At 39.9% G+C, this 11,416-nt stretch carries 12 protein-coding genes; 8 read left to right on the forward strand and 4 right to left on the reverse strand.

All coding sequences use genetic code 11. The features are described from left to right. The first annotated feature begins 3 nt into the window (after positions 1-3). Positions 4-333 (forward strand): AraC family ligand binding domain-containing protein, encoded by a 330-nt coding sequence (locus tag LOS73_RS15575; RefSeq protein WP_457933948.1) that lies wholly within the window; start codon positions 4-6, stop codon positions 331-333. Between the two features lie 407 nt (positions 334-740). Beyond that, on the forward strand, positions 741-1,265 hold the full coding sequence (locus tag LOS73_RS15580; RefSeq protein ID WP_457933949.1) for a CIA30 family protein: 525 nt from the start codon (positions 741-743) through the stop codon (positions 1,263-1,265). A gap of 21 nt (positions 1,266-1,286) precedes the next feature. Here the strand turns inward: LOS73_RS15580 and LOS73_RS15585 are convergent, their stop codons facing one another. From LOS73_RS15585 to LOS73_RS15600, 4 genes are all read right to left on the reverse strand, one after another. Beyond that, a complete protein-coding gene (locus LOS73_RS15585; protein ID WP_033029109.1) occupies positions 1,287-1,814 on the reverse strand; it encodes a hypothetical protein in 528 nt (175 codons plus the stop codon). Between the two features lie 304 nt (positions 1,815-2,118). Continuing rightward, the gene (locus tag LOS73_RS15590; RefSeq protein ID WP_033028514.1) at positions 2,119-2,595 is read right to left on the reverse strand and encodes an FKBP-type peptidyl-prolyl cis-trans isomerase; all 477 of its coding nucleotides are present in this window, start codon (positions 2,593-2,595) and stop codon (positions 2,119-2,121) included. A 2-nt stretch (positions 2,596-2,597) separates the two neighbouring features. Continuing rightward, positions 2,598-5,021 (reverse strand): Lon protease family protein, encoded by a 2,424-nt coding sequence (locus tag LOS73_RS15595; protein ID WP_457933950.1) that lies wholly within the window; start codon positions 5,019-5,021, stop codon positions 2,598-2,600. A gap of 77 nt (positions 5,022-5,098) precedes the next feature. Beyond that, positions 5,099-5,557 carry a zinc ribbon-containing protein gene (locus LOS73_RS15600; RefSeq protein WP_007378259.1) on the reverse strand — a complete coding sequence of 153 codons (459 nt, stop codon included), beginning with the start codon at positions 5,555-5,557 and terminating at the stop codon, positions 5,099-5,101. 196 nt (positions 5,558-5,753) lie between these two features. On the opposite strand from LOS73_RS15600, the gene leuS reads away from it, so the two are divergent. The 6 genes from leuS to rlmH are packed head-to-tail and all read left to right on the forward strand — an operon-like array spanning position 5,754 to position 11,416. Next, entirely contained in the window at positions 5,754-8,342 is a 2,589-nt protein-coding gene (leuS, locus tag LOS73_RS15605; protein WP_008134654.1) for a leucine--tRNA ligase, read from the forward strand. Between the two features lies 1 nt (position 8,343). Further along, positions 8,344-8,841, forward strand: coding sequence for an LPS-assembly lipoprotein LptE (locus LOS73_RS15610; RefSeq protein WP_457933951.1), 498 nt, complete (start codon positions 8,344-8,346; stop codon positions 8,839-8,841). After that, positions 8,841-9,878 (forward strand): DNA polymerase III subunit delta, encoded by a 1,038-nt coding sequence (gene holA / locus LOS73_RS15615; protein ID WP_007378256.1) that lies wholly within the window; start codon positions 8,841-8,843, stop codon positions 9,876-9,878. The genes LOS73_RS15610 and holA overlap by 1 nt, the downstream gene beginning before the upstream one ends. Positions 9,879-9,899: 21 nt before the next feature. Further along, positions 9,900-10,535, forward strand: a complete 636-nt coding sequence (gene nadD / locus LOS73_RS15620) for a nicotinate-nucleotide adenylyltransferase (protein ID WP_149606206.1) — start codon at positions 9,900-9,902, stop codon at positions 10,533-10,535. A 55-nt stretch (positions 10,536-10,590) separates the two neighbouring features. After that, positions 10,591-10,908, forward strand: coding sequence for a ribosome silencing factor (rsfS, locus tag LOS73_RS15625; protein WP_007378254.1), 318 nt, complete (start codon positions 10,591-10,593; stop codon positions 10,906-10,908). Between the two features lie 37 nt (positions 10,909-10,945). Then, positions 10,946-11,416 (forward strand): 23S rRNA (pseudouridine(1915)-N(3))-methyltransferase RlmH, encoded by a 471-nt coding sequence (gene rlmH / locus LOS73_RS15630; RefSeq protein WP_002958522.1) that lies wholly within the window; start codon positions 10,946-10,948, stop codon positions 11,414-11,416.

Here is an 11,416-nt window from a genome sequence, read left to right on the forward strand (position 1 = left end):
TATTTGGAAGACAAACTTTACCAAATAGATAAAGGCACTTTAGTGCTAATGAACCCTGATGCTGTACACGCATGCAACCCCAACCAAAACTCGCCCTGGGCTTATTATATGATGCATGTAGATAAAAGTTGGTTAGCTCAATTGCTTGTTAAGTTTAATATAAGGGCAAGTAACCACTGGTGTAATAGCCAACCTGATACATTAACAACCCCTGTATTTTACCAGCAGTTTGTTTTAGTTTGCGAAACCTTATGTCGAATAAGCTGTCTTCTAAACCCAAGTGCTGCACTGGTTAAGAGATTTACTGACATATTGAATCATGGTGATATTTAAAATTATTTTCTCTAGCCAGAGATTTTCAGTGAAAACAAGGCGAATTTGCGCGTCAATAGCTGGCCTATTGCAAGTAAATTCAACGCAGTTAGCGCTGAAAATAGCTGCTCGAGATAGATTTATTATCCACAGTTCAGGTTAAATTAACTGGCCCTGACGATAAAGACGCAGCTAATGCAAATAACGACATTGACATAATTAAAGATAAAGTCATGGTTCACTTTCTAATTAATTCAAACTGATGGTGAGTATCTACATTAAATAGAGGCTGGTATTGAACAAAATTGACTTAATCAAATAAAAGTAAGTTATTTCGCGCATATCAATACTAGTTTTTAATTTTCAGCATTGTGAACTATTAATATTTTTAGTCGTATCAATAAAGTGTTAATTCATTAGGATCGACCATGACCACTAAACAGCTTTCGTCACTGTTTGTATTTAACTTAGTCTTAGCGACAAGCGAGGCCAATGCAAATCAACAATGGTATGTTATTAACGACTCTGTAATGGGCGGCGTATCTAATAGCCAAGTAACAAAAACACAAGATAGCTTGCTGTTTACAGGCAATGTTTCGCTTGCTAATAATGGCGGTTTTGCATCAATACGTACCGAAATTGACACGCAAGGTCAAAACTCAAAAACTATAGCGCTGCGTGTTAAAGGCGATGGGCAAATCTATCAGCTTAGGCTCAGAACAACTACTTACCTTGATGGCGCAGCGTACACCCACTCATTTAAAACAATAAAAAGCGAATGGGTAGAAATCAACTTTACCCCGAGTGATTTTACTTTAACGTATCGCGGACGAGTGCTTGAGCAACAGCCTATTATTGATTTTAATGATATAAAACAGCTAGGCTTTATGATTGCAGGTAAGCAAGAAGGTAAATTTAAACTTGAAGTGAGTAAAATCGAATTTAAAAGCTAACCCACCAGCATGTTAGTGGCGCTATACAGTATAGTCGTGATCGCCCCGCCTTTTCATTTCACTAATAACCAGCTCAACCATTTGTTGCTTTATTGCCGCTTGCTCTGATTTTAACTCCCCTAATTGCAGCTCTAACATATCTATTTGCTCTTGCTGTTGCGTGTTTTTATATTTTTTAGAACCTAGGTGCTCAGCGTCTAAAGTTAAACTCGCATCACTTTCATCTAGCTCACTTGCTGAAGTATTTATAGTTAAACTACGTTGTACGGGGCTTTGTTTAAGTTTATTAATTTGTTCTTGCAGCGCAATAACTCGCCCAGTGAAGTGTTTATATACTTTTTCGAGATTTTTATACTGATCGCCAAATGTTGCGTTATCTTCACTGTATTTTTGCGCTTTGGTATCTAAAAACTTTGATAACACATATTTTGGCTCTTCCTCATTCTCTTCCTCACTTCCTTTTTCAACAGCTAGTTTATCTGATTGCGCTAAAGGTTGAGTATTTGAGCTATGTACTTGGTATGGAATGGGAGCCGCTGAAATCTTCATTATTTTGTCCCTAAAATAGCTTACCTCTTTTATAGGTATCGACCTCGTATTAAAATCCTTGAGTAAATTTTATTGTTAGCTAAAAGCAAAAAGCCCCACTTTATTAAAGTAGGGCTTTAGCAATTAATTACTTTGAATCAAATTATACCAATCTGCTTATATATGAAGTCTATTTAACGTTAAGAAAATTACGCTAGAACTAGGCAAAAATTTTTGTATCTAGTTGTTCTAAATAGAAAATTTTTAACAACGTTATAGTGCAATTTAATTCGTTAAATTGTTCAAGTATTTATGCAGGTTGGTATTACGGCTCAATTGCCAGTAACTCTACTTCAAAAATAAGTACTGAGGCAGGTGGAATACTGCCTACACGTTTTTCGCCATACGCTAATTGATGCGGTACATAAAACGTGTATTTATCGCCTGGGCTCATCAATTGTAGGCCTTCGGTCCAACCTTTAATCACTTGGTGCAAACCAAAACTAATCGGTGTTTTACGCTCTACTGAGCTGTCAAACACAGTGCCGTCGATTAGCGTGCCATGATAATGCACGTTAACCATACTTGTTGAGCTTGGTGTGTTTTCACTCTCACCTTTATGCATTACTTTGTACTGTAAGCCAGAAGCTGTTTCTACTATACCTTCTACTTTTGAATTAGCGGCTAAGTAATCTGCCCCTATTTGCGCATTTATGCCTGCTTGTTGTTTTGCTTTTTTACTATTTTGAAATATTAAAAAACAAAAAATGGCGATAACCACCGCCAAAATTATATTGATCATTATTAACCTTTTTCGTTATCTAGTTCTTCGTCTTTTTCGTCGTCATTATCGCCATTTACAATGTCGGCAATCTCTTTTAGACGCGCAAGCGCAATACCGTTTACTGAGTTTTCTGGATACTGGTCATCAATAATATCGCCTGCTTCTATATCCATTAATAAGTTAAGCGCTTGATCTACGGTTTCAACTGCGTAAATATTAAATTTACCCGCCTCTACCGCATTGAGGATCTCGTCATCAAGTACTAAGTTAACTTGGTTTGATTTAGGAATAATAACGCCTTGCGAACCGGTTAAACCACGCATTTTACACAGTTTAAAAAAGCCTTCTATTTTTTCGTTTACACCACCAATAGCTTGTACATCACCATGTTGGTTAATAGAGCCTGTCAGCGCGATAGATTGGCTAATAGGGAGGCTTGTAATAGATGAAATAAGCGCACAAAGCTCTGCTAAAGATGCACTATCGCCATCTATGTAACCATAACTTTGCTCTATGGCAATATTAGCACTAAGCGTTAAGCTAAACTGCTGTGCGTACTTATTGCCTAAATAGCCGGTAAGCAACATCACGCCTTTTGAGTGGATAGCTTTACCTAGTTCGGCTTCGCGTTCAACGTCTATTACGCCATCGGCGCCTGCATAAACAGTTGCCGTAATACGCGCAGGGGTACCGAACGAGGTATCGCCAATGTGTAGTACTGTTAAACCATTTACTTTACCTATAGCTTGGCCATCGGTTGCAATAAGTGTATGGCCTTCTTTTATATCGCTAAGCATGTTTTCGCTGATCTGACCGGTACGATATTGTTTGCCTTCAATGGCTTCGTCAATATGGTATGCATCAATAACCGTTAAGTTATCTTGTTTCGCGTAATAACTCGCTTCAGCAACTAATTCAAGCACATCAGCAAAGCGCGCCGAGAGTTTATTATGATGCTCAGCTTGGCGGTAACTAAATTTAAGTAACCGTACCATAGCAGCCTCTGTAGCAGTGCATTTTAATGTTTGCTCGCAATACTCAGTCACTTTGGTAATAAACTGGTACTGTAATTTATCGCTACTTGGTAAGTAGTAATCAAAATCGGCAAGTACTCTAAATAGCTCAGCAAATTCTTCGTCGTATTCACCTATGGTGTAGTACAACTCGCGCGATCCCAATAAAATAATCTTCACATCAAGTGGAATAAGTTGCGGGCGAAGCGTAAAACTTGTCCCGACTGTGCTGTCTTGATAGGGTAAATCATTTTTTATTTGATGTGTTTTTAAACACAGCTTTAAACCATCCCACACTTGTGGATTAGCCATTATTTTTTCGGCATCCATTATTAAGTAACCACCATTGGCACGATGCAATGCACCGGGCTGAATTGAGCGATAACTCGTAATCAATGTACCTTGGGATGTAGCGTATTCAATTTTACCAAATATATTACCAAAGGTTGGGTTTGGCTCATAAACGACTGGCGCTGCGTCGTCTTCTTTAAATTCAACTAAAATGTTAGGTGCAAAAAAGTCGGTAAGCATACCTTTGCGGTCAAAGTCTTCTTTGCTTTCTTCGCTTTCGTCTTCGTCATCTAGCCATTCAAGTACCGCGTCGATAATTTCAACGCGAATATCTTTTAAATAACGCAGTACGCCAATGTGTGTCGCGTACTTATGTTCTAAGTCTTTTAAAAGTGGTTTAGTGGCTTGCTCTGCGGTCGATTTTTTAAGATTACGAAGTTTTTCTTTTGATTCGCGTTTCCACCGTGGTAGCTCTATTAACGCTTCTATTAATGCATCTTCTAGCTTTTCGATTTTTTCAAAAAACGCTTCGCGCAATGTTTCTTCAAGCTCACCAAATTCACTGTCGCTCAATTGTTTTCCATCAACAAGTGGTGCAAAACCCACTGAGCTTTTTTCTTCTACTAGAGCAACACTTTGCTCAAGTGCTGCGATTTCAACTGCGGTAATTGCGCTGTCGTAAGCGTCGTTAAACTCGCGATCGATTGATTTTTTCTTGCGTTGGTACGCTGGATTATCAAATGCCGCTGGAAAAGTGTCGAGCACTTCATCTAAGAATGAGTCTATGTCGTCGCTAAGTTGCTTACTTTGCCCTGCTTGCATAAAAAGTGCGATAGGCTCACGGTGATCGGCGTAATTATTTACGTACAACCATTCATTAGGCGTTGCTCTGTCTTTTGCGTGTTGTTTAAGTTTATCTTTGACTAGCGTATAACGTCCATGAGCCGCTTCGCCCATTACATAAACATTATAGCCAGGTAAATCCATACCTAATGAAAAGTCGAGCGCACTTTGGGCACGTTGTTGGCCTATAAAAGTAAGTTGCTCTGGGTACGGGTTACTCATGCATGTATGTACATGATTACTAGAAATACTCGGTGCGAGCTTTGAAACAGATAGTGGCAGCAATTTTTTCGTCATTCTAACTTCTTTGTTTACCAGCATATTCACTGGCTTTTGGGCGTATTAAGTGGCACGCAGCCACCTAATACCAATATTTAAGGGTTCAGCGCCTTACGACTAAAGTAGATTCCATCACATTGCGTGCAAGGTATTATTTGCGTTGCGTGATAAATGTCGTGGCTATGGTTGCAATTCTTACATACTAATGTGCCCATGGCTATCCATTCGCCTGCGTGATACACCCCATTGTGCTTAAAATCTTGGCTTAAAGATTGCCACTCTAGTTGTGTTTTATCTTCTATGTGCGAGAGTTCAAACCATAAAGATTCTTTAAGTTCTTGCCATGCAAGCGAATTGTAATAAGCTTCGTGCTCAATAATGTGTTCAATATCATGCTTTAAGTAACTTTTATAAAGTTCATACCTTTCTTGACTTAAATCTTTGATTGCTTGCTCAGATTCAACAAACCCAGTAACTACATCTTTTACACCATGATCTTTTACATCTTTTAGCCAACTAGTAAAACTGCTAAGCCATGCTTTGTAATCAGTCATTTTTTACTCCTTCAAAATTGCTGTTAAATCAGTCTGTAACTTATGTATTTAGCTAACTACATTATAAAAAAGCAGGTTAACCTGCACTGAAAGTTACAATTTAATAAAAGCATGTTTTTGACGCTGTGAATAGTGTTTTATTTGGGGTATCCTAACGGCAATTTTTTATTAGTTTGCAAGAAGTCTGGAACCATAGATGCAAGAGCAATATAACCCGCAAGATATAGAGTCAAAAGTACAAAGCTACTGGGAAGAAAACCAGGTATTTAAAGTCACTGAAGATGAGAATAAAGAAAAGTATTACTGCCTTTCTATGTTTCCTTATCCGAGTGGTCGACTGCATATGGGTCATGTACGTAACTACACCATCGGTGATGTTGTTTCTCGTTTCCAGCGCCTGCAAGGCAAAAACGTAATGCAACCTATGGGTTGGGATGCGTTTGGTTTACCTGCAGAAAACGCCGCTATTAAAAACAAAACAGCACCAGCTAAGTGGACATACGAAAACATTGATTACATGCGTACACAGCTTAAGCAATTAGGTTTTGGCTATGACTGGGATCGCGAAATTGCGACGTGTCACCCAGAGTACTACAAGTGGGAACAGTGGTTTTTCACTAAGCTTTACGAAAAAGGCCTAGTGTATAAAAAAATGTCTACAGTTAACTGGGATCCAGTGGATCAAACAGTATTAGCTAACGAGCAAGTTATTGACGGTCGCGGTTGGCGTTCAGGCGCTGTGGTTGAGCAAAAAGAAATTCCACAGTGGTTTATTAAAATTACTGATTACGCACAAGAGCTACTAGATGACTTAGATCAGTTGGAAGATTGGCCAGAGCAAGTTAAAACAATGCAGCGCAACTGGATTGGCCGCTCTGAAGGCTGTGATATTGAATTTAAACGCACCGATAACGACGAAACATTTAGCGTATACACAACTCGTCCAGATACCTTTATGGGTGTTACATATGTTGCTGTTGCCGGTGGTCACCCTATTGCACAAGAAGCGGCTAAAAATAGCGATGCTATTGCAATGTTTGTTGAAGAATGCAAAAACACCAAAGTTGCCGAAGCAGACATGGCAACAATGGAGAAAAAAGGCATAGCAACAGGCTTTTACGCCACTCACCCATTAACGGGCGAGCAAGTACCAATTTGGGTCGCTAACTTTGTATTAATGCATTATGGCTCAGGCGCTGTAATGGCAGTACCTGCACACGATCAACGCGACTTTGAGTTTGCAACCGCTTACGGTCTTGATATAAAACAAGTCATTGCACCGGTTGAAGGTTCAGACCTTGAAGTAAACCTTAAAGAATCAGCGTTTACTGATAAAGGCGTACTTGTAAATTCAGGTGAATTTAACGGCCTTGATTTTGACGCTGGTTTTAAAGCCATTGCGGATAAATTAGAAGCTCTCGGTGTGGGTGAGCGCAAAGTAAACTTCCGCCTGCGTGACTGGGGTGTTAGCCGTCAACGTTATTGGGGTTCACCAATCCCAATGCTTAGCGACGAAGATGGTAAAGAGCTTGCAGCAACAGAAGATATGCTACCCGTTCGCTTACCTGAAGATGTGGTAATGAACGGTGTAACTTCACCACTTAAAGCAGACCCAGAGTGGGCTAAAACTACCGTAAATGGTGCACCTGCGTTTCACGAAACTGATACGTTTGACACCTTTATGGAGTCTTCTTGGTACTACGCACGCTACTGTAGCCCACGCTACGACGAAGGCATGCTAGATCCCGCAGCTGCTAACTACTGGTTGCCAGTAAACCAATACATTGGTGGTATTGAGCACGCTATTTTACATTTATTGTACTCGCGCTTTTTCCATAAATTATTACGTGACTTTGGTTTAGTAAATTCAGACGAGCCGTTTGACCGCTTACTTTGTCAAGGTATGGTGCTTGCTGAAACATTTTATCGTAAAGATGAAAAAGGCGGCGATATTTGGATTTCGCCAAGTGATGTAAACACTGAAACCGACGATAAAGGCCGCGTGACTAAAGCATGGCATAAAGAGGACGGTGAGCCAGTTTTCTCATCAGGCATGAGCAAAATGTCCAAGTCTAAAAACAACGGTATAGACCCGCAACATGTAATTGCCCAATATGGTGCAGATACTGTGCGTTTATTCATGATGTTTACAGCACCACCAGAGCAAACGCTTGAATGGTCAGACTCAGGTGTTGAAGGCGCGCATCGCTTCTTAAAACGTGTATGGAAATACGCGGTAGACGTTAAAACAGTAGGTTACCAAGCACTTGATAAATCAGCGCTAACAAACCCACAAAAAGTATTACGTCGCGACTTACACAAAGCGATTGCTAAAGTGACTGATGATGTTGAACGTCGTCAAACCTTTAATACCGCCATTGCAGCTATTATGGAGCTTTCTAATAAATTATTAAAAGCACCTTTAATAGATACGCAAGATATAGCAATTGCAAACGAAGCATTAGAAGCGCTTATTATTATGCTTGCACCTATTACGCCACATTTATCGCACGAGCTTTGGAAAGAGTTAGGTAAAGAAGGTGAGATTTTGGATGCTGCATGGCCAAAAGTTGATGAGTCGGCACTTGTTGAAGATGAAAAACTAATCATCGTACAAGTAAACGGCAAGCTCCGCGCTAAGTTAACCGTTGCAGCTGATGCAACGCAAGAGCAAGTAGAAACCCTTGCGTTTGCAGAATCTAATGTAACTAAATTTACTGATGGCTCAACCATTCGTAAAATCATTTACGTACCAGGCAAGCTACTTAACGTGGTAGCTAACTAATATGGCTGCATTTAACGCCATTAAAAACGGACTAGCCTTAGTGCTAGTCTGTTTTTTGATAACTAGCTGCGGGTTTCATCTAAAAAAAGCCTCTAGCATGCCTGATAACCTAAAACAGCTAACTCTTGTAGGTGATGATGAAAAGTCAGCCTTATTTGAAAGCCTTAAAAACGAGCTAAGAGCGAGTAATGTAGAGCTAATATCAGCAGCTAAAGATAAAGATAAAGCCCAATTATATTTGTATAAAGAAAGTATTGAACGTCAAACACTATCGTTATTTCAAAATGGTCAAGTAGCTGAATACGAACTCGCTTATGGCGTATCGTATGTAGTTAAACGCCCTGGCGAAAAAGCCATTGAAAAGCGCTTTGAGCTTTACCGTAATTACCAAGACGATCCAGATCATGCGCTAGCTAAAGCAAAAGAGCTTGAGCTACTCATTAGCGAGATCCGTGAGCAAGCCAGTCGTCGTATTGTTAGAGAGCTGTCGCAACTATAATGCGCTGTTATGCTAATCAACTACCGAGTGAATTAAATAAAGGGCTAAAGCCCTTTTATTTAGTGTTTGGGGAAGAGCCTTTTCAAGAAGCACAGTGCGTACAACAAATTCGCGACAGTGCTAAAGCACAAGGCTTTGACGAAGTAATTAAGTTTACTTTAATGCAAGGATTCGATTGGCAAGAAATCATAGCTCAATATCAAAGCATGTCACTATTTAGCGCGCGCACTATTATTGAGCTTGATTTAAACCAACAAAAACCAGGCGTTATTGGCAGCAACACCTTTAAAAAAGTAATTGAGCTGGTTAATCCAGATACTATTTTAATTGTTAAAGGCGCTAAAGCCAGCCAAGAAGTACAACGCGGTGCATGGTTTAAAGCCCTTGATAAGCAAGGCGTATTTGTACCTTGCTACCCGCTTACCGGCACGCATGTAAAACGATGGCTTGATGAACAGTGCCAACGCTTATCGCTCAACATGCAAAACGATGCCAAACTGAGTTTAATAAATGCCACAGAAGGTAACTTATTAGCGTGCTTCCAAGAGCTTGAAAAGCTCTCACTACTGCACGGCAATGCATTAATTACTCAGCAATTAGTAATGCAAGGGCTGTTAAACCAAGCCAAGTTTGATATTTTTGATTTAAGCGATGCACTATTAAATGGCCACGCTAAACAAGCTATAAAAGTATTAAACAAACTTGCCAGCGATAACACCGAAGTGGTGAGTATTTTATGGGCTATAACCAAAGAGCTTAATACGCTAATAAATGTGCAACTTGGTTTATTAAATGGCGAACCAATCGCTAATTTATTTAAACAAAATGCTATTTGGAAAAACCAGCAAGGGCCAGTTCAAAACGCAATTAACCGCTTAAACATACACACACTTGAACAAATAAATAGTGATGTAGCTTTGTTTGATGCCAGTTATAAGCAAGGTAATTTAATTGCCCCTTACCAAGCGCTTGCTCATATTTGTATTAAATTTTGCCAGCCGCTCAACATTCCTATGCCGTGCCACGCGGTTAATTAATAAATAGCTAATAGGTGTTAAATGATCGCAATTTTTGGTGGCACTTTCGACCCTGTCCATTTAGGCCATATAAATATGGCGCAGCAATGTGTTACTGCGTTTAATTTAAACACACTTTATTTTATGCCTTGTGCATTACCGGCGCATAAAGCAGCGCCTGGTATTAGTACGCAGCACCGTATTAATATGCTAAACGCGGCTATTGCGCCCTACCCTCATTTTAAACTCGATTTAAGAGAACTTAACCGAGCCGGCCCATCGTATTCGTTACTTAGCTTGCAAGAACTTCGTAAAGAGCACCCTACTACACCTATCTTATTTTTAATTGGTATGGACTCATTTAACAATCTCGATAAATGGTTTGAGTGGAAGGCAATTACGCAGCTTTGTCATATTGTGGTATATCAGCGCCCTGCTCAACATTGTACTGCAAGTGGTGAACTAAAAGGCTATATGCAAGATGCGAATGTAGACGAAGCAACCTTACTTGAGCACTCACTTGCTGGTAAACTTTATTTTTTACCGGGTAAAATGCTCGATGCTGCTTCGAGTACAATTCGCGAACAACTGAAAAAAAGCAATAAAAAGAATGAACTATTACCCGCTGCAGTGAGTCATTACATAGAACAGCATCAACTCTATCAAATTGATGCTTAAAAACGCCTAGCGTGTTAAAATGCGCGCCATTAAATTTTTAAATTGAGACAAAACCTTGGATTCAAAACAACTACTCGCCTTTGCAATGGATAAAATTGACGATATGAAAGCACGTGACATCGTTCATATTGACGTAACAAAGACATCAGATATTACAGATTACATGGTAATTTGTTCTGGTACTTCTAAACGTCACGTACAGTCAATTGCCGATCACTTAGCAAAAGAAGCGCGTCACGCAGATTCAGAACCATTAGGTTATGAAGGTGAAGGCGATGGCGAATGGGCACTGGTTGATTTAGGTGATGTAGTTGTACACGTGATGCAAAACGAAGCACGTAGCTATTACGATCTAGAAAAACTGTGGGGCTAAACACGCACTCATTTTAGACAATGCTTGGAAGTAATACGTGAAAATACAAATGATTGCTGTTGGTACAAAAATGCCAGCATGGGTAGAAACGGGATTTGCAGAATATCAGCGCCGTTTCCCTAAAGATATGGCCCTTGAGTTAATTGAAATCCCTGCCGGTAAACGTGGCAAAAACGCAGACATAAAGCGCATTTTACACATTGAAGGTGAAAAAACATTAGCGGCTATTCCAAAAGGCAATCGTATTGTAACGTTAGAGGTAACAGGGAAAGCACTGGATACTCACCAACTTGCTAAAAATATGGAAAAATGGCAACTCGATGGCCGCGATGTAAGTTTACTTATTGGCGGACCTGAAGGGCTTGCTCCAGAGTGCATTGCAGCGTCTGAGCAAAAATGGTCGTTATCTAATTTAACATTGCCGCACCCCTTGGTGCGTATTATTGTTGCAGAGAGCCTTTACAGAGGCTGGAGCTTAAATAACAACCATCCTTATCATCGCGAGTAA

The organism is Pseudoalteromonas sp. SCSIO 43210 (genome assembly GCF_054133285.1).

Coding starts and splice junctions, on each gene's coding strand:
- LOS73_RS15590 (WP_033028514.1), bottom strand. CDS start 2,595: ATGATCAATATAATTTTGGCGGTGGTTATCGCCATTTTTTGTTTTTTA.
- LOS73_RS15580 (WP_457933949.1), top strand. CDS start 741: ATGACCACTAAACAGCTTTCGTCACTGTTTGTATTTAACTTAGTCTTA.
- LOS73_RS15595 (WP_457933950.1), bottom strand. CDS start 5,021: ATGACGAAAAAATTGCTGCCACTATCTGTTTCAAAGCTCGCACCGAGT.
- LOS73_RS15610 (WP_457933951.1), top strand. CDS start 8,344: ATGGCTGCATTTAACGCCATTAAAAACGGACTAGCCTTAGTGCTAGTC.
- nadD (WP_149606206.1), top strand. CDS start 9,900: ATGATCGCAATTTTTGGTGGCACTTTCGACCCTGTCCATTTAGGCCAT.
- LOS73_RS15600 (WP_007378259.1), bottom strand. CDS start 5,557: ATGACTGATTACAAAGCATGGCTTAGCAGTTTTACTAGTTGGCTAAAA.
- leuS (WP_008134654.1), top strand. CDS start 5,754: ATGCAAGAGCAATATAACCCGCAAGATATAGAGTCAAAAGTACAAAGC.
- holA (WP_007378256.1), top strand. CDS start 8,841: ATGCGCTGTTATGCTAATCAACTACCGAGTGAATTAAATAAAGGGCTA.
- LOS73_RS15585 (WP_033029109.1), bottom strand. CDS start 1,814: ATGAAGATTTCAGCGGCTCCCATTCCATACCAAGTACATAGCTCAAAT.